A 19,177-nucleotide genomic window follows, 5' to 3' on the forward strand; every position below is an offset into this window, starting at 1 on the left:
TTTCCTGTCCGGACCACGGCGCAGCGGTGGCATCAGAAACCGCTCGGATCGAAGGCCGGTAGCAGCGGCGCTCGTGCCAGCGCTGCAAGGTCGGCCGAACCCGTGCAAAAGCAGGCAATGCGAAGTTGCTGAATCAACACCTGGAAATGATCGACGACCGCGTGTGGCCCGATCAACGCCGCGTCCAGCACGCCCGCGGCCTGACCGACCAAATCGGCACCGAGGCGGATCGCCTTGGCCGCATCGATGCCGTCGCGAATGCCACCCGATGCGATCAAGCGCGCCTCCGGGCACGCGCGGCGCACCCCAGCGATCGCCTGCACGCTGGGGATGCCCCATCCGGCGAACGCCTGAGCAATGGCGCGCTGCTTCGGGTCGAGAATGCGCTCGGCTTCGACCGCGGCCCAGCTAGTGCCACCAGCCCCGGCAACGTCAATGACCGCAACCCCGGCATCCAACAGCCGCTGCGCAACCCTGGGCGAGATCCCCGCGCCGACCTCCTTGGCTACCAGCGGTACCGGCAGGCGTGCCGCCAAGGCTTCGATCGCTTGCAGCACGCCGCGCCAGTCACGGTCGCCGCCCACCTGTACGGCTTCCTGCAACGGATTGAAGTGAATGATCAGGGCGTCGGCCTGGATCATGTCGACCGCCCTCTGTGCCTGGTCCAGGCCGTAGCCGGCCACCAGCTGCGCGGCGCCGAAATTAGCCAGCAGCGGGATATTCGGGGCCAGCTGGCGTAACTGTCGGGTCAGCCCCTGATCGGCGCCGGTTTCCAGTGCGATGCGCTGCGAGCCGACGCCAAGCGCGATGCCTAGCGTCTCGGCGGCTTCGGCCAGGTTGCGGTTGATCTGCGTGGCCCGGGCCGCACCGCCAGTCATCGAACTGATCAGCAGCGGCGCCGCAAGGGACCGGCCAAACAGTTCGGTACGGATGTCGATATCGTCCAAATGCAATTCCGGCAAGGCGCAATGCTCGAATGTCAGCGCGGCATAGCCGGCGTTCACCACGGCGCCGCCGCGACTGGGGCCCAGCACGATATCCAGGTGATCGTTTTTACGTCCGGCAATCATTTCGTTATCCATGCAGCGCCTCGCTCGATGACCTTATGTTGACGACTGTGGTCATTAAAAAGTGCCGAACCTGTACATATCGAAAATAATGTACAAGATTTGCCTCGCTATTGAGAGCCCGAACAGGAGATCACCTGTGGCCATTGTCTTGCCGAACACGCAACACGACTTCGACCAGACGGTTAGAGCGTTACGTGCGCAAATTGACGAAAGGCTGGATGAATGGTTGCCGCAGGCGCCGTCGTCGGACGTGCTCGGCACCGCTATGCGAGAAGGAACCCTCGCCCCCGGCAAGCGGACCCGGCCACTGCTTCTGCTGCTGGCACTCAAGGATCTGCAGGACGAGCCAGCCGTGGCCGTCGGGCTCGATCTTGCGTGCGCGCTGGAAATGGTCCACGCCGCGTCGCTGTTCTTGGATGACATGCCATGCATGGACAACGCCGAGCTACGACGCGGCAGACCGACGATCCATCGGCAGTATGGCGAGGATGCCGCCGTTCTGGGCTCAGTGGCGCTGCTCAGCCACGCCTTCAGCATAGTCGCCTCACCCGGAGACATCGCTGCGGATACCCGCAGCCAGCTGGTGCGGCTGCTCGCCCAAGCGACTGGCTCGCAGGGTCTGAGTCGTGGTCAGTTCCATGACCTGCGCGAGGGAAGACAGGCACGACCGCTCGAGGCCATCGCCCATACCAATCGCCTGAAAACGTGCCCTCTATTTACCGCGGCAGTCGAGTTCGCCGCGCTGCTAGCCGGAGCTAGCGCTACTCGCACCTTTCACCTCAACGGTTTCGCCAACGAACTGGGGCAGGCCTTCCAGTTGCTCGATGATCTAGCCGATCAGCTTAGCCCCCAGCAGATCGGCAAGGACGCCGGCAAGGATGCCGGCAAGAGCACCGTCGTTGCCCTGCTGGGTCGAGATGCGGCTAGCCAACGCATCGAAGACCATCTGGCATGCGCCGAAAACCACTTGATCGCCGCCGGCATCGGTGACGGTCATTTGGCCCGGTTTATCGAGTACTTCTGCGCAAGGCCACGGTGAGCCGGGCCTGACAAGCACCACTAGGCATTTGTGTGTCGCTTTATCACTCGAATGTATGGTGCTAGGCAGCCGTCTTGGCGCCTCCTTAGACTCGGCCGCATAAAACGGAGGAATTGTCATGTCCGAGACTCTGCTTTGCCCACGCAACCTGGCATTCGAACTCTATGAAGTGCTAGATGCCGAGGCCCTGACCCAGCGCGAGCGCTTCGCCGACCACAGCCGCGAGACCTTCAACGCCGCGCTGGACACCGCCCGCAGCATCGCCGAGAACCTCTTCGCTCCCCACAACCGCAAGGCCGACGAGAACGAGCCGATCTACAAGGACGGCGAAGCCGTGCTGATTCCGGAGGTAAAGCCCGCCGTCGATGCGTTCATTGAAGCCGGCTTTCACAACGCCTCGCGCAGCTTCGACGATGGCGGCATGCAGTTGCCCAATCTGCTCTCACGGGCCTGTTTCGCGCATTTCCAGTCGGCCAATATCGGCACCTCCTCGTACCCGATGCTGACGATGGGCGCCTCACACCTGATCGAAGTGTTCGGCAGTGAGGAGCAGAAGCAACGCTTTCTGCAACCGATGATCGAGGGCCGCTTCTTCGGCACCATGGCGCTGACCGAACCCCATGCCGGTTCATCCCTGTCCGACCTGCGTACCCGCGCCGAGCCGGCCGGCGACGGCACCTATCGCCTGAAGGGCAACAAGATTTTCATATCCGGTGGCGATCATCCGCTGTCGGAAAACATCGTGCACATGGTGCTGGCCAAGCTGCCGGACGCCCCACCTGGCGTGAAGGGCATCAGCCTGTTCATCGTGCCCAAGTTCCTGGTCAACGATGACGGCTCGCTGGGCGAACGAAACGATGTGGTCCTGGCCGGGCTGTTCCACAAGATGGGCTGGCGCGGTACGACCTCGACCGCGCTGAACTTCGGTGACAACGGCAATTGCGTGGGCTATCTGGTGGGCGAGCCGCACAAGGGCCTGTCTTACATGTTCCAGATGATGAACGAGGCGCGTATCGGCGTCGGCATGGGCGCGATCATGCTCGGCTACGCCGGCTACCTGTACTCGCTGAACTATGCTCGCGAGCGTCCGCAGGGCCGCCTCCCGGATGGCAAGAACCCGGCCTCAGCGCAGGTGCCGATCATCCAGCACACCGACATCAAGCGCATGCTGCTGACCCAAAAGGCCTATGTCGAAGGCGCCTTCGATCTGGGGCTGTACGCCGCACGCCTGGTGGACGAGCAACATACCGCGCCGAACGAGGACGACCGCAAACACGCCCACGAGCTGTTGGACCTGCTCACGCCCATCGTCAAATCCTGGCCATCGGAGTTCTGCCTCAAGGCCAACGAACTGGCGATCCAGATTCTCGGCGGTCACGGTTATACCCGTGAGTACCCGGTCGAGCAGTACTACCGCGACAACCGACTGAATCCGATTCACGAAGGTACCCACGGCATCCAGTCGCTGGACCTGCTGGCCCGCAAGCTGAGCCAGAACGGCGGTGCCGGCCTGCGGCAGCTGGTTGGTCTGATCCAAAGCACCTGCAAGCGCGCCGGAGCGTTCGGCTCGCTGGACTCCCTGCGCCAACCGCTGGAGCAGTTGCTCGCGCGCCTGACCGAAGTGACGCAGGCGCTGCTCGGCGACCTGATGGCAGGCAAGGTCAACCAGACACTGGCCAACTCGGCGCTGTATCTGAAGGTCTTTGGTCACACCGTAATCGGCTGGCGCTGGCTGGAGCAGGCGATCCACGCCGAACAGGGTCTCGCGGACGGCAACCCGGCGGACACGGACTTCTACCGCGGCAAACTGCAGGCGGCGCGCTACTTCCTGACCTGGGAGGTGCCGAGCTGCCATCACGAGCTTGCCATCCTCGCCAGCCGCGATGACACCTGCCTGGCCATGCAGGACAGCTGGTTCTGACGAAGCAGCGCGCCCGGCCCGGCAACTAAGTCAGGACCGCAGGGCACCCTACGCACATTCTATTTCGTGCTCCGCCGACACCAGGCTTTGGTGTCGGCGGGGCACGTCCGTCGTTCCACCGGCTTTTTTTGACAGCTCGCTAAATCAGCAGGTTAGAATCGCTGGCATGCACCCTGCATGACATCATGCGAGACTGATCTACGGAGCGCGCGCTTGGATATCGGCAACATCAACTACCTGTTTTTTATCGGTGCCCTGTTGGTTGCGGCCAGTATCCTGATGAGCTCACTGTCGACTCGCCTCGGCGTGCCGATTCTGGTGATATTCCTCGCGGTGGGCATGCTCGCCGGCGTCGACGGCATCGGCGGTATCGTCTTTGATGACTATTCGCTGGCCTTTCTGATCAGCAACCTGGCGCTGGCGATCATCCTGCTCGACGGCGGCATGCGTACCCGCGCCGCGACCTTCCGCGTAGCCCTGTGGCCGGCCTTTTCATTGGCCACTGCCGGGGTGGTGATCACCTCGGGGCTGACCGGCCTGGCGGCCGCCTGGCTGTTCGACCTGCCGCTGATGCAAGGGCTGCTGATCGGCGCCATCGTCGGCTCGACGGATGCGGCCGTGGTGTTCAACCTGCTCAACGGTCGCGGGCTCAACGAGCGCGTCGGCTCGACGTTGGAAATCGAGTCGGGCAGCAACGACCCCATGGCCATGTTCCTCACCGTCGCCCTGATCGACATGCTCGCGTCTGGTCAGACCGGCTTCGGCTGGAGCTTTTTCGTCAACCTGCTGCAACAATTCGGCATCGGCACCCTGCTTGGCCTGTCCGGAGGCTGGTTGCTGTTACATCTGATCAATCGGCTGTCAGTGGCGGATGGGCTCTATCCGCTGCTGGCGGTGGCCGGCGGCATCATGATCTATGCGCTGTCCGGCGCCATTGGCGGCAGCGGCATTCTCGCGGTCTACGTCTGCGGCCTGCTACTGGGCAACCGGCCCATTCGCAACCGTCACGGCATTCTGCACATGTTCGACGGCCTGGCCTGGCTGAGCCAGATCGGCATGTTCCTGGTGCTCGGCCTGCTGCTGACTCCCAGTAATTTGCTGCCGATCGCCCTGCCGGCGCTCGCGCTGTCGCTGTGGATGATCCTGTTCGCCCGCCCGCTTGCGGTGTTCATCGGCTTGCTGCCGTTTCGCAGTTTCCACCTGCGCGAGCGCCTGTTCATTTCCTGGATCGGCCTGCGCGGTGCAGTACCGGTGATCCTCGCGGTATTTCCGTTGATGGCGGGTCTGGAGAATGCCCAGCTGTTCTTCAACGTCGCCTTCTTCATCGTGCTGGTCTCGCTGCTGCTACAAGGTACGACGCTGACCTGGGCGGCGAAGAAGGCCAAAGTCGAGGTCCCGCCGTCGCCTCTGCCGATTTCACGTGCGGGCTTACAGATCCACACGACCAGCCAGTGGGAAATGTTCATTTATCGGCTGACGGCCAAGAAATGGTGCGTGGGCGCCGCCCTGCGTGAACTGAAGATGCCGACCGGCACGCGCATCGCCGCGCTGTTTCGCGGCAAGGCGCTGCTGCATCCGTCCGGCAGTACCCGCCTGCAGGTTGACGACATCCTTTGCGTAATCGGCCATGAGGAAGACCTGCCGGCCCTCGGCAAGCTGTTCAGCGAAGCGCCACAGCGCGGTCGCGACATGCGTTTCTTTGGCGATTTCATCCTTGAGAGCGAAGCCCAGATGAGCGCCCTCGCAGCCCTCTACGGATTGAAGCTGGGCGATGTGGATGGCAATCAGCAGATCGGTCAATTCATGGCCGAACGTGTCGGCGGCAAGCCCGTCGTCGGCGATCAGATCGAGTGGAATGGCCTGATCTGGACCATCGCCTCGATGGAGCATGGCGAAGTGCGCAAGGTCGGCCTGAAGTTTCCGGAGGGCAACACGCCAGGCCCCAGTTTGCACTTCTGACGAGGGCGCCGAGCGATAAGCTGCGAGGTGAGACGTTCCGATCTGTGGACTCGCCTCGGCCATCGGCAGCCCTTAGACTCTGCACTCATTTCTGCCTTTCGATAGTACCCATGGCCTCCTTGCGCACCTTCATGCTGACGACACTGCTCGTCATCGCTTCGCCTTTCGCTTTCGTTCAAGCCGCCCCCGCGGTACCCGGTCTGCCCAACAACCAGGCAGCCGAAGCAGAGGCCCCGAAAGACGCCCAACCCAGCGTGAGCGAAAGTGCCCAGCGATTTACGGAGCAAGCCGAGACCGCGCGTCAGCGTTTGGCTGATCTCAAGACTGAGCTCGCCGGGGCGTCGAAGGAAATCGCCGCGGCCCAGCAGGAACTGAGCAAACTCAAAAGCAGCGATACCAGTGACATGGCGGCCAAGCTGGCCAAGCTGTCGGTCTCCGAGCTCGAGCAGCGGCTGGCCGAGCGCGTCGAGCAGATGTCAACCTGGCAAACGGCGCTGACCGCCGCCAATAGCATGATCATCAGCGCGCAGACGCGTCCGGAACGCGCTCAGGCGGATATCAGCAAGCATCAGACACGAATCGAGGAAATCAACACGCTGCTCAAGGGCGGTCGTGAGGGCGGCAAGCCCTTGAGCGACGAGCGCCGTGCGTTGCTCGGCGCCGAGAAAACCGCACTTAACGCGCAGATCGAACTGCGCCGCAACGAACTGGCCGGCAACAGCCAGCTGCAGGACCTCGGCGTCGCGCGGCGCGACCTGCTGTCCGAGCGCATCGCGCGCGCCGAACAGGAAACCATGGCGTTACAGACGGCGATCAATAACAAGCGCCGGGAAGAGTCGGAACAAACCGTCGCCGAGTTCTCGCTGAAAGCCGAGAAGGCGGGTTCAGACAAGCTGCTTCCCGCGGAAAGCGCCGAGAATCGCCGGCTTTCGGGCTACCTGCTGCGCGCTACCGAGCGGCTCAACGACCTGACCCAACAGAACCTGCAAACCCGTCAGCAGCTCGACACGCTGAACCAGGCTGATCAAGCGCTCGAAGAACAGATCGCCGTGCTCGAGGGTAGCCTGCTGCTCTCGAAGGTGCTGTATCAGCAGCAGCAGGCGCTACCGCAGCTGAAACTGGACAAGAACCTGGCCGATGAGATCGCCGACATCCGCCTGTATCAGTTCGAGCTGAGTCAACGGCGCGAAGTCAGTGGCAACGTCGAAGACTATGTCGATCAGCAGCTCGCCAAGCTGCCGCCGAGTGAAGTCACGCCGGAGCTGCGTAGTGCATTGCTGGAGCTGATACGCACCCGCAGCGAGCTGCTCGACCGGCTCAATCACGAGCTCAACGCACTGCTTAGCGAATCAATCACTCTGCAGTTGAATCAACGCCAGCTTCAGACCAAAGCCCAGGCTCTGCGCGAAACGCTGGACGAGCAGATGTTTTGGATCCCGAGCAACAAGCCGCTGGATCTGGATTGGTTCAAGAGCGTGCCGACGCTGCTGGATCGCCAATTGCGTGCGATGCCCTGGGGCTCCGTGTTCGAGGCGCTCGGCGCCGGATTGCTGGAACGACCGCTGTTCTTCGTGCCGCTGTTACTGGTGATCGGTTTACTGCTCTGGCGCCGCAACGCCATCAACGCCAAGCTCGATTTGCTCAGCGCCGACATCGGCCATTTCCGCCACGACAGCCAATTGCACACGCCGCTGGCGCTGCTGCTGAATCTCTTGCTGGCACTCCCCGGCGCGCTGTTCCTGGCACTTTGTGGTTACCTCCTGCAGATGGACGGGCGAGGACAAAACGTCAGCCTCGGTGCCGCCTTCTACCAGATGGCGCAGGCCTGGCTGGTGTTCTACAGCGCCTATCGGATGCTCTCGCCGAATCGAGTGGCCGAGACTCATTTTGGCTGGTTCCGCCCCCAGGTGGTCTTCCTGCGCAACGAGATTCGTCGCCTGGGGCTGGTCGTCATAGCCCTCGTAGCGGTCGTGGCCATTGCAGAACATCAACCAGGCAGCTTGGTCGACGATGTGATCGGCATTGCCGTGGTGCTGACCTGCTTCGCGCTGATGAGCTGGCGCCTGACGCGCCTGCTGCTCAAAGGCCCATCAAGCCAGAACGCCCCGCCAGTGCGGCGCATCATCGGTCTGTTGTTCAGCATGCTGCCACTGGCGCTGATCGTGGTCGTGGGGCTCGGTTATTACTACACCGCCCTTAAACTGACCGGCCGATTGATCGATACGCTGTATCTCTTGCTAGCCTGGGTCGTCATCGAGGCCGCGCTGATCAGAGGCCTGACCGTGGCTGCGCGACGCCTGGCATACAAGCGGGCCATCGCCAAGCGAGAAGCCGGTTCCGATGATGCCGGTGCAGCCAACGAAGGTGCGGCCGAGCCAGGTCTTGCCATCGAACAGGTCAATGAACAATCCCTGCGCCTGACCAGGCTGGCCATGTTCGGCCTGTTCTTCGTTGTGCTCTATTGGGTCTGGGCTGACCTGATCAGTGTGGTGTCGTACCTCGATAACGTCACCCTGTACGAATTCACCAGCGGCAGCGGTGAGACCGCCAGCACGTCTGCCATCACCCTGAACAACCTGCTCGGTGCACTGGCCACGGTCGTCATAACTTTCGCGCTCGCACGCAACCTGCCGGGCCTCCTCGAGGTACTTGTACTGTCCCGGATGCGCCTGGCTCAGGGCAGCGCTTATGCGACGGGTACCTTGCTCTCGTACACACTGGTTGGCATCGGCATTGTCACGACGTTATCGACCCTTGGCGTGAGCTGGGACAAGCTGCAATGGCTGGTCGCTGCGTTGTCGGTGGGCTTAGGCTTCGGCCTGCAGGAGATCTTCGCCAACTTCGTATCGGGATTGATCATTCTGTTCGAGAAACCGGTACGCATCGGCGACGTGGTAACCATTGGCAATCTGTCTGGAACAGTCAGCCGCATTCGCATTCGGGCGACGACCATTACCGATTTCGACAACAAGGAGATCATCGTCCCGAACAAGACGTTCGTGACCGACCAGCTCGTCAACTGGTCGCTCAATGACACCATCACCCGGGTCACGATTCGCATCGGCGTGCAGTTCGGCTCCGAGCTGGAAGAAGTGCGAAATCTCCTTTTCCAGGCAGCCCGGGAGAACCCCCGCGTGCTCAAGGAGCCTGAACCGCAGGTCTTCTTCCTCAACTTCGGCGAGAGCCGGTTGGAGCACGAGCTTCGCCTGCATGTGCGGGATCTTGGTGACCGCAATCCGGTTATCGATGAGATAAACCGACGTATCGATCAGGAGTTCCGCGCTCGCGGGATCGTCATCGCATTCCGTCAGCTGGACGTGCACCTGAAAAATGCCCCGCCGGGCCTGGAAATACCGCGGTCCGATCACAACGAAACGCCTCTTGGGGCGCCTGCCAACGGTCAGACTTGAGGAACGCTCCGACAGGCAAGACCTCCAATTCAACGTGCCCTCGCCTGCGAGCGCTACATTTCAGGACCGCCCGGAGCCCCCGTGAAGACTCTCACCGAGCTGAATTTCGACAACCGCTTCGCCCGTCTCGGCGATGTGTTTTCCACTGAGGTAACGCCTCGACCGCTGGAAGCACCGCGCCTGGTGGTGGCCAGCGAGGCGGCCATGGCATTGCTGGATCTCGACCCGGCAGTGGCTGAGGATCCGTTGTTCGCCGAGCTGTTCTCTGGCCACAAGCTCTGGAGCACGGCCGAGCCACGGGCCATGGTCTATTCCGGCCATCAGTTCGGCAGCTACAACCCGCGCCTTGGCGACGGTCGCGGCCTGCTCCTGGGCGAAGTGGTCAACGATGCGGGGGAACATTGGGACCTGCACCTCAAGGGTGCAGGCAAGACACCGTACTCCCGCATGGGTGACGGCCGCGCCGTGCTGCGCTCCTCGATTCGTGAATTCCTCGCCAGCGAGCACCTACATGCGCTGGGCATTCCCAGCTCACGCGCGCTCTGCGTGACCGGCTCGGATACGCCGGTCTATCGCGAACGCCAGGAGCGTGGCGCCATGCTGCTGCGCCTGGCGCAAAGCCACGTGCGCTTCGGCAATTTCGAGTACTTTTACTACACCAAGCAACACGATGAACTGAAGCAGCTACTCGATCACGTCGTCGAGTGCCATTTCAGCGACTGCCTGGAGCATCCCGAGCCCTATCATTCATTCTTCCGCGAGGTGCTGGAGCGCACCGCCGAACTGATCGCCTACTGGCAGGCATATGGCTTCTGTCATGGCGTGATGAACACCGACAACATGTCGATCCTGGGCATCACCTTCGATTTCGGCCCTTACGCCTTCCTCGACGACTTCGATGCGCGCTTCATCTGTAACCATTCCGACGATGCGGGGCGCTACTCCTACGAAAACCAGGTGCCCATCGCGCACTGGAACCTGGCCGCCCTGGCCCAGGCCCTGACGCCCTTCGTCGCGGTGGAGCAGTTGCGCGAGACGATGAACCTGTTCCTGCCGATCTACGAAGCTGCCTGGCTCGACCTGATGCGCCGGCGTCTGGGCTTCCGGACCGCCGAGGAAGAGGACAAAACGCTGGTGCAGCGTCTGCTGCAGCTGATGCAGGACGGCGCTATCGACTACACGAATTTCTTTCGTGAGCTCGGTGACCATGCGCCCGAGCAGGCCCTGGCCCGGCTGCGTGACGATTTCATCGACATCAAGGCGTTCGACGACTGGGCCGCGGGCTACCTCCAGCGCACTCAGCGTGAAGGGGACGACCAGACCGTGCGGCAAGCGCGCATGCAGGCGATCAATCCCAAGTACATCCTGCGCAACTACCTTGCCCAGCAGGCGATCGAAGCCGCAGAGGCCGGTGATTACGGTCCGGTACGCGAGCTGCACGCTGTGCTCAGCCATCCATTCGACGACCAACCGGGCATGGAGCGCTACGCTGAACGCCCGCCGGAATGGGGCAAACATCTGGAAATCAGCTGCTCGTCCTAACGTGACCTTTGCGCAAGATGCTGCGCAGCGCTCCGCCTGGCGGAGCGGTTTCCCCAGCCGCACGGCGCGTGGCCACTGGACTTATGCGGATATGTGCCAAATCCTGCGCAGGTGCCGGCAGGATGTTGCTCAACTAAATGTGCGTCTTCCCGCAGCGCTCATCCTGCCCTTCTTGCCATCTTCTGCAAGGCATTGATTTTAAAAGGATTTGAACTTTCTGGCACGCGCCTTGTAGTGACTCGTCTGCCATTCCGGCATTCACAAGGCAAGGAGAGCGTTCATGCCAACACCCGCGTATCTGTCCCTCGAAGGCACCAAGCAAGGCCTGATCACCGCAGGCACGTTTACCGAGGACTCGGTCGGCAATATTTTCCAGGAAGGACACGAAGACCAAATCCTGGTGCAGGCGTTCCAGCACCAGGTCATCATCCCGCGCGACCCTCAGTCCGGCCAACCCACCGGCCAGCGCGTGCACAAGCCGCTGATGATCACCAAGGTGTTCGATAAATCGTCGCCGCTGATCTTCAACGCCCTAACCTCCGGTGAGCGCCTGAACAAGTGCCGCCTGGAGTGGTACCGCACCTCGTCCACCGGCACCCAGGAGCATTACTTCACCATCGAGCTGGAAGACGCTGTGATCGTCGACGTGCAGTCGCGCATGCCCAACTGCCAGGACCCGAACATGTCCCACTTCACCCATCTGGAAGACGTGTACTTCACCTACCGCAAGATCGTCTGGACCCACGAAGTCTCCGGTACTTCCGGCTCCGACGACTGGCGCACCCCGATCGCCAGCTAAAGCGATCACCGCATCAATGACTTTGGCCGGGCACGTCCCGGCTGAAGCTTTTGTGCGAAGCAGTAATAGAAATTGAAACCGCGGCGAAACAATGCGCGACCCAGCGCACCGCAACGCCGTCGATGCGTGGTACATCAAGCCCCCGCATGCGCCCTGGCGCACACCATGGACGGATCCAGGAGGAACAAGGATGTTCGCCCCCGCCAATCAAAAGCACTTTTCCCTGCACATCGAAGGCATCGAGCATGACTTTCAAGTGCTCGAATTCAGCGGTAAAGAAGCCATCAGCCAGCCCTACCGCTTCGAACTGGAGCTGGTCAGCGAGCGTCCGGATCTGGATTTCGAAAGCCTGCTTCAGCAGTCCGCGTTCCTGACATTCGCCAGGGATGGTGGCGGCATCCACGGCCAGGTCTATCGCGCCGCCCAAGGCGAGTCCGGCGAACGCCTGACGCGCTACCAGCTGATCATTGTCCCGAGGCTTGCCTATCTGGCGCACCGGACCAACCAGCGCATCTTCCAGCACCTCTCGGTGCCGCAGATCATTGCCCAGGTCCTGGAGGAGCACGGCATTCTCGCCGGCGACAGTCATCGTTTCGACCTCGGTCCGGTGATCTACCCCGAGCGAGACTATTGCGTTCAATACGACGAAACCGATCTGCACTTCATCCAGCGCCTCTGCGAGGAAGAAGGCATTCACTACCATTTCCGGCACAGCGAATCCGGTCATATGCTGGTCTTTGGCGATGACCAGACGGTATTCCCCACCCTTGCGCCGGTCGCGTATCAGCAGGACAGCGGCCTGGTCGCCGACGAGCCGGCAATCAAGCGCTTCGGGGTGCGCATCGAAACCCGTACCGGCCGCGTCACCCGCCGTGATTACGATTTCGAAAAGCCACGCCTGACGATGGAGGCGGCGGTTCAGAGCGGCACTCAGCCCGACCTCGAGGACTACGACTACCCAGGGCGTTTCGTCGATCGCGAGCGTGGCAAACACCTGTCCCGCCGCGCCTTGGAACGCCACCGCCACGATTTCGAACTGGCCGTGGGCGATAGCGATCAGCCGAAGCTGGTCAGCGGCCACTTCCTCTCACTCAGCGATCATCCGCGCGGCGACTGGAATCAGCTATGGCTGCTCACCGAAATTCATCACGAAGGCAAACAACCGCAGGTACTGGAGGAGTCGGTCGCCAACGCGTCCAGCCTGCACGTTCCGACCCACTCTCCCCTCCGGGACGAAGGCTGCGGTGAAGGGGCTCTTGCCAGCACCGATTTCCACCAAGGCTATCGCAACCATTTCACCGCCACGCCGTGGGCCGTCCCATTCCGCCCCGCTCTCAACCACCCCAAGCCACGCATCCTTGGCAGCCAGAGTGCGGTTGTCACCGGGCCAGCCGGTGAAGAGATTCACTGCGACGAATACGGTCGAGTAAGGGTGCAATTCTTCTGGGATCGTCACGGCCAAGCCGACGATAAAACCAGCTGCTGGCTGCGCGTTTCATCGAGCTGGGCCGGCGACCATTACGGCGGTATCGCCATTCCCCGCGTTGGCATGGAAGTACTGATCACCTTCCTTGAGGGTGATCCCGACCAGCCACTGATCACCGGCTGTCTCTACCACAAAGAGAATGCGGTTCCCTACGACCTGCCTGCGAACAAGACCCGCAGCGTCTTCAAAACCCTCAGCAGTCCAGGTGGCAACGGCTACAACGAACTGCGCATCGAAGACCGCAAGGGCGCCGAGCAGATCTACCTCCACGCCCAACGCGACTGGGACGAAAACATTGAGCACGACCAGAAAATCCGCATCGGCCACGAACGCCATGACACCGTCGAAGCCAACAGCTACAGCGAATTCCGCGCCGAAGAACACCGCACCACCCATGGCGATCGCCGCAGCGAAGTCAAAGCCAACGACCACCTGACCGTGGGCAACAACCAACACGTGAAGATCGGCACCGGCCAATTCATCGAAGCCGGCAACGAAATCCACCTCTCCAGCGGCCTCAAAGTCGTCCTCGAAGCAGGCAGCGAACTGACCTTCAGGGCCGCCGGTAGCTTTATCAAGCTCGACGGCAGCGGCATCACCATGGTCGGGCCGGTGATCAGGATGAACTCTGGCGGCAGTCCGGGTAAGGGGTCGGGGGCTGCGCCGGTCCAGCCGGGCGCGGTGAAATCGGCGGATGCGGATAAGGCAGGCGAGCTCCTAGTGCCTGCGCAGCGCCAAGCTTTATTACGAGCCTCTCCACGCTGTGAGATCTGCGAGCGAGCCAACCAGGAGGCCGGGGCATGAGCCGAGACTTCTTGCTCGTAGATGGTGTGCTCCGCCAGGACGCTCTGCAATGGCTTTATGCAGCAGGCGAGCATATCGAGGTCATTCCACTTTACAACGGCACCCGCTGGGACGGCGTCAAAGAAATCGGCCCAATTCTGGTAGGGCTAGATACGCATTCATCATTGCTCAATGAATGGCAACACAACCCTCTTCTTCAGCGTCAGGCCAGCAGGCTACAGAGTTCGGCACCGCTGAACGATGTCGCCGATCACCTGAGCCAGTACATCACCGTCACGGACGACTTTGGTAGCTACAGCCTCTTCCGTTTCGCTGACCCACTGGTGACCTCTTACTGGTTGAACAGCTATCCCTCGTCCGCTTATCAAAGTCTGTTGGGCCCCATCGGTGAATGGCTCGTTCCACTATCCCCTCCAAGGTGGGCGCCCTCGGTAGCAGTCGAATGGCACTCCTATCGTCCGCAACCACACAGTCCGACATTAGAGGGCAAACTCAACCACCTCGCCGATGACCAGGTTCAGGCCCTAGAACAGGCTTATCGGCGAAGCTTCAAGGAACGCCTCTACGACTGGTTGAACGAAGACTATCCACAAACCTTATCAAGCCTTGCCGAACAAGAGCGAGATCTATGGTTGGAACAGCGTCTGCTAGATGCCGAAGCCTGGGGGCTGGTCAATGAACAGAGTATTGCGATCTGGGTCGAGCGCTGCGCCTGCTGGGGAGACGACTTCGCCACACGCCTCGATAGCCCCTACCAAGCTTGGCTAGCCAAGGTGCCAGACGCCCAGGAACTGCCTCCAGAGCGACGTATTCAAGCTCTGGATGAAGATTGCCTTACCGGCTAAAGGAACGGATTTCCATGAGCACGACAACTTCCGACAAAACGCTGCAACAAGCCAAACGCAATCAGGCCTTCGAGGACAAGCCCGCCAATGCGAACGGTCAGTGCCCGTTGAAAGCGGGTGAAATTGCAATCCATCCCGTTCGCTATGCGATAGATGAGTCACCGGCACGCGGCAGTGCCCAAGGTCCAAACCCGCTGCCAAAAGGCTGGTCCAGCAGCAACCTGCCGAAGCTCAAGACGCGTAGTTATACCCTGCGTCAGCTCCGTGACGGCTGGCTTTATGTGTGGAATGAAACTGATCGCACCCTTCACGAATATCAGGTGAAGGGCCACCAATTCATCCGCCATCAATGGGGTAGTGCACAGCTGGGCAAGGATGAGCGAAACAACCCCGGTGACAGCCAACCTTATCTGCTTTACCCAAAGCGCAGCCGCCTACTCATTGCCTACGCCCCCGTGCAGTGGACCTGGCGCCTGTGCAAAAAAATGCGCAGCAACCCCCAGGAGCAAAAGCGCTGGATGCGCGCACTGGACTTGCCGCAATACTGTACCCAGATGCAGGCAGCACATGCCGCTCCTATCCGCGAAATAGGCAGCGCGGTCGCCGATATCCTGGCAGGAGGAGAAGCCCCGACCTTCAAGAGCTGTCTTGTAGCAGCGAACAACGATGATACGTCCCGCCCCTGCAAAAAGCCGATCGACCAGGCTCTCATACTCGGCAGCGTACCCGATCAGGACAGTGCCCTCTTCGTTGCTCTGGACGATCCCATGGCCATCGTCGATGACCTGGCCATGAATCTGCAGGGCCGCTGGCTGGAACTGGCAGCAGCAGACAAACAGCACGCCAACAAGATCAATAGCGCTACGCTCATTCAGGGGCTTTGCGGCGTCAAACTAGACCCCTTCATGCCCAAATCGGTATCGACTAACCCAAGCCGCAAGCAAGCTTTCATCAAAGACGCTCACAGCCTGCTCGATAGCGAAGCGCAGCTACTCAATCACGGCGGCAGTGACGCGACCCTGACACTCAAATCGCTGCAAGTGCAGCGGGTTCAACAGCAATTTCGCACGAATTGGGGTAACCCACCGTCGGGGCCTAAATGGCGCGCACTGGTAGAGGAATGGCAGCAGAAAAAGACCTGGCGCGAGGACGTTCGCTTCGATGAGGCCTGGAGTTATCTGCAAGAGCGCGCCGATGAAATGGAGCGCCTCAATACCCACATCCAACGCAGCGAAAGCGACCTGCTCGCCTGGCTGAAAAGCCTCAGTCCGAAAGCGGAAGAGGTTTTCTATGACCCCTGCCATCCTCAGCAATCGACCGATCTGCTGGACACCATGGCCAATCTGTACGAGCAGTTGGGCGCGAGCGACACGGGCAAGCAATGGCTCTGCGAGCAGTACGGCAAACCCACTACGCTGGCAGGCCTGGCGCTGTTCAATTTCAGCGCCGAGCTTTCCGCGCTGATCGACAAGATCTCCGCCAATTTCACCACCTACGGCACCATCGACAACCAAGGTCGGCAGGGCGACGGTAGCGGCCAGGCTCACGGCGGACTCTCCGACATCACTAGCGAAGTCAGCCGTGCCAACGAGGTGAAATCGGTACTTGACCTGCCGAGCGTACAAGCCAGCAACCTGTACAAGGACCTTTCCGAACCCGGCAAGCATGCCTTCGAGACCTTGCGCAACGTAGTGGGGCAAAAAGCCAAGGACAGCTGGAACCTGATGGCCTTTGTTCTGTTGCCGGCCTTGAGCACGAAATTTGCGCCCAAGGTTCGAATCTTTGCCTTCAGCGTCACCCAGGTCTTGGTCTCTACGGAAATCTCCACGCAGACGCGTTTGATTCTGGATGCCGAGTTCGCGAAGAAGAACCGTCAATGGCAGATGCAGGTTGCCCAGCTCGAAAAGAACATCAAGGGCCTGCAACGCACTCTTTCTCTACCCGGTAAAGGCCCCGACAAACGCTCGGCGCGCATACAGTTGCTCGGGCTGGAACAAAAGCGCGAGACGCTGAACCTGCAACGGCCTAATGAGGTAATCGGTAGCGTCGTCACCGAAACCAGGATCACCAAGGTACAAACCCGCCAAGTAGCCATGTGGCTTGCGACACTGGGCCAGTCAGAGCTGCTCGATCAGTTGCAGCTCAAAGCAAAAAACTCGGCAAGCTATGCAGCCCGCAGCCGTCAGTGGATGAACCAGGAGCTCGGCGGCAGCCTGCCTGTGCTGGTCGCAGGGCTGAATGTCTGGAACTTTATCAATAGCCTGGACAAGGCACGCAATGATGGCATTTTCAGTGAGGATGAGCTGCGCACGGTCGGCGCCAATGCCGCCTATACCGCCAACGCACTGATGGCACTCTGGACGGTGCCGGCGTGGAACAAATGGGCCAAGCTTGAAAAAACAATTGGCCGAAATACCACTCAACTTGCAAAAGCAGGTGTAAGGGCTTGGCTTAAAACGGGTGAAGTTGAAGCCTCATTGCTGGCTCGGCAGCTCGTCTTACGTACTATGGGTATGGCAGCATTCGGCGCTATCGCCGCGGGGGTAGAGGCCTGGCAGGTTTCCAAAGATGTTAGCAACGCAACCAGCCCTGAAGAGAAATATGCTCAAAGCACAAAACTGGTTGCATTGATATTTATGTCGTCAGTAGCTGGCGTCCAACTAGTTGGCAGTGCTTTGGGCTTCTGGTTCGGTTTTGCCTGGGTCATGTCCAACCCGGTGACCATCATCATCGCGTTACTTGGCGTGATCTACCTGATCGCCAGCATGATCGCCAACCAATACAAGCGCGAGGGTCTACGGCTCTGGCTGTATCGCAGCAGTTGGGGCAAATCCCCCACCTGGACACACAGTGACGAGCATCATAAGGAGGAACTGCGCACCCTGAAGGAAATCTGCCTACGCCCCAGCCTGGCGGCTCGCGCCTCCACCTTGCCATACTACGGGCGTGGCCCACGCATCTATACCGGTTTCTGGCTACAGCTCCTGCTACCGTCCGAACTGGCGGGAACAACCGTAAAACTGCAACCGGCCATGGTCGACAGCGGCTGGTTTTCCGATAGCCTGATGCAAGGCATGGCAGACAAGTTCTACGACCAGTTCCTCGAAGGCTACTGGGCGCCCATCGACCAATTTGGTCAACCTCCCGCGCAGCGTCCCAGCGGACCGCTGCCAGGCGACACCCTCTACCCCGAGGGCACACAGCACCGCCTCTGGCAAACCTGGGTTGCTTACCAGCGCTCCCCCATGCTGGAGCTGGAAGTTCGCTACCCGGAGCAAATTCTGGAAAGCACTAACGGCCAAGGCTATATGTTCCGCGTGGATATAGGCAGCTCATCCTCCGAGGCGAATCTGAAAAGCGATGCGCTCAGCAAGGAACCCAATAGCGATATGGTTCTCTCTTCACAAAGCACCCGCTTGCTCTCCTTGCAGGTACCACATACGAGTAAATGATTTATTTATGAGCAGTACATTGAGAAAATTCTTACAGGCTCTTCCCTGGAATCAGCCCATCGAGCTTCCAGCACACCACCAGTGGAAGCACGCCAACCAACGTGCCTTACTGGAATGGAGGATCAAGGCGCGCCCTTACAACACAACCGTCGCCAATGGGATGTTTGCCTTCCTATTATGCACAACTCTAATCTTTAGTTACTTTTTACTCTATAAAAATGCAAGCTTCGAGCTAATTGAAACTACCTTTATTGCAGTACCAGGTTTTTTTCTTTTCTTCTTAGCTTTATATGGCACAACGCATCAAAAAACAAAATTCGCTTATCGCCTGACCGAAACAGGTATAGAACTCTGCGAGTGGAAAGCACCAGGTAAAGGCTGGATGATCGCCTTGAAATGGCTGACGATTATCGCCGCTATCGCCGTTCTATTCGTTGTCGCACTTGACCCATCGGCCTTTTGGGTAGCACTCGCCGGGCCTGGCGGCATGGGCTTGCTTTATCTAGGCCTAGCTAACTCAAAGCAATTCCAAGAAATGCACAGTCTCTACAGACACAATGTATTTACCTGGGACGAAATAAAGCACATTTACATAGACAAATCACGTCACCTAATCAGCTTGGAATATGAGTGGCTCAACGAGAATCTCAACAAGACACTGCCGTGGTGGACATATATTTTCTGTCAAAAAAAAGGTTTTGAAACCACTGCTGAAATCATACTTTCAAAAAATACAGACACCCCCCACACACGTAAAAAAATAGAGGTCTTACAGTTTTAAAAAATCAATAGAAATCCAATACCGATATGGCGCTATTCTCACAAAACACCTGGCTGTTCCCTTTGTAGG

At 59.9% G+C, this 19,177-nt stretch carries 11 protein-coding genes; 10 read left to right on the forward strand and 1 reads right to left on the reverse strand.

Going from position 1 to position 19,177, the window contains the following annotated elements; genetic code table 11:
• Positions 1–32 precede the first annotated feature (32 nt).
• Complete coding sequence (fni, locus tag MCB86_RS13000; RefSeq protein WP_239611174.1) at positions 33–1,082, reverse strand: type 2 isopentenyl-diphosphate Delta-isomerase; 1,050 nt, start codon at positions 1,080–1,082, stop codon at positions 33–35.
• Positions 1,083–1,206: 124 nt separating this feature from the next.
• Between fni and MCB86_RS13005 the strand changes: the two genes are divergently transcribed.
• The 10 genes from MCB86_RS13005 to MCB86_RS13050 all read left to right on the forward strand — a co-directional run bounded on the left by MCB86_RS13005 (position 1,207) and on the right by MCB86_RS13050 (position 19,108).
• Positions 1,207–2,109 (forward strand): polyprenyl synthetase family protein, encoded by a 903-nt coding sequence (locus MCB86_RS13005; protein ID WP_052679347.1) that lies wholly within the window; start codon positions 1,207–1,209, stop codon positions 2,107–2,109.
• 118 nt (positions 2,110–2,227) lie between these two features.
• Positions 2,228–4,030 carry an acyl-CoA dehydrogenase gene (locus MCB86_RS13010; RefSeq protein WP_239611175.1) on the forward strand — a complete coding sequence of 601 codons (1,803 nt, stop codon included), beginning with the start codon at positions 2,228–2,230 and terminating at the stop codon, positions 4,028–4,030.
• Between the two features lie 213 nt (positions 4,031–4,243).
• Positions 4,244–5,989, forward strand: a complete 1,746-nt coding sequence (locus MCB86_RS13015; RefSeq protein ID WP_239611176.1) for a potassium/proton antiporter — start codon at positions 4,244–4,246, stop codon at positions 5,987–5,989.
• Positions 5,990–6,099: 110 nt separating this feature from the next.
• On the forward strand, positions 6,100–9,399 hold the full coding sequence (gene mscK, locus MCB86_RS13020; RefSeq protein WP_239611177.1) for a mechanosensitive channel MscK: 3,300 nt from the start codon (positions 6,100–6,102) through the stop codon (positions 9,397–9,399).
• A gap of 81 nt (positions 9,400–9,480) precedes the next feature.
• Entirely contained in the window at positions 9,481–10,941 is a 1,461-nt protein-coding gene (locus MCB86_RS13025) for a YdiU family protein (protein ID WP_239611178.1), read from the forward strand.
• Positions 10,942–11,221: 280 nt separating this feature from the next.
• Positions 11,222–11,740 carry an Hcp family type VI secretion system effector gene (locus MCB86_RS13030; RefSeq protein ID WP_021206448.1) on the forward strand — a complete coding sequence of 173 codons (519 nt, stop codon included), beginning with the start codon at positions 11,222–11,224 and terminating at the stop codon, positions 11,738–11,740.
• A 190-nt stretch (positions 11,741–11,930) separates the two neighbouring features.
• Positions 11,931–14,030, forward strand: a complete 2,100-nt coding sequence (gene tssI, locus MCB86_RS13035) for a type VI secretion system tip protein VgrG (RefSeq protein WP_239611179.1) — start codon at positions 11,931–11,933, stop codon at positions 14,028–14,030.
• Positions 14,027–14,875: a DUF4123 domain-containing protein gene (locus MCB86_RS13040; RefSeq protein ID WP_045163907.1), complete on the forward strand. Its 849-nt coding sequence runs from the start codon at positions 14,027–14,029 to the stop codon at positions 14,873–14,875. Before tssI ends, MCB86_RS13040 begins: the two co-directional genes overlap by 4 nt.
• A gap of 14 nt (positions 14,876–14,889) precedes the next feature.
• Positions 14,890–18,327 carry a T6SS effector BTH_I2691 family protein gene (locus tag MCB86_RS13045; RefSeq protein WP_239611180.1) on the forward strand — a complete coding sequence of 1,146 codons (3,438 nt, stop codon included), beginning with the start codon at positions 14,890–14,892 and terminating at the stop codon, positions 18,325–18,327.
• Between the two features lie 7 nt (positions 18,328–18,334).
• Entirely contained in the window at positions 18,335–19,108 is a 774-nt protein-coding gene (locus MCB86_RS13050) for a hypothetical protein (protein ID WP_239611181.1), read from the forward strand.
• The last annotated feature ends 69 nt before the right edge of the window (positions 19,109–19,177 follow it).

The sequence above is a fragment of the Pseudomonas sp. KSR10 genome (genome assembly GCF_022355455.1).
Classification (GTDB): domain Bacteria; phylum Pseudomonadota; class Gammaproteobacteria; order Pseudomonadales; family Pseudomonadaceae; genus Stutzerimonas; species Stutzerimonas stutzeri_E.

Excerpts from the sequence above, each read along its gene's own strand:
- MCB86_RS13050 (WP_239611181.1), top strand. The coding sequence starts at position 18,335 with ATGAGCAGTACATTGAGAAAATTCTTACAGGCTCTTCCCTGGAATCAG.
- fni (WP_239611174.1), bottom strand. The coding sequence starts at position 1,082 with ATGGATAACGAAATGATTGCCGGACGTAAAAACGATCACCTGGATATC.
- MCB86_RS13010 (WP_239611175.1), top strand. The coding sequence starts at position 2,228 with ATGTCCGAGACTCTGCTTTGCCCACGCAACCTGGCATTCGAACTCTAT.
- MCB86_RS13045 (WP_239611180.1), top strand. The coding sequence starts at position 14,890 with ATGAGCACGACAACTTCCGACAAAACGCTGCAACAAGCCAAACGCAAT.
- tssI (WP_239611179.1), top strand. The coding sequence starts at position 11,931 with ATGTTCGCCCCCGCCAATCAAAAGCACTTTTCCCTGCACATCGAAGGC.
- MCB86_RS13030 (WP_021206448.1), top strand. The coding sequence starts at position 11,222 with ATGCCAACACCCGCGTATCTGTCCCTCGAAGGCACCAAGCAAGGCCTG.
- MCB86_RS13040 (WP_045163907.1), top strand. The coding sequence starts at position 14,027 with ATGAGCCGAGACTTCTTGCTCGTAGATGGTGTGCTCCGCCAGGACGCT.
- mscK (WP_239611177.1), top strand. The coding sequence starts at position 6,100 with ATGGCCTCCTTGCGCACCTTCATGCTGACGACACTGCTCGTCATCGCT.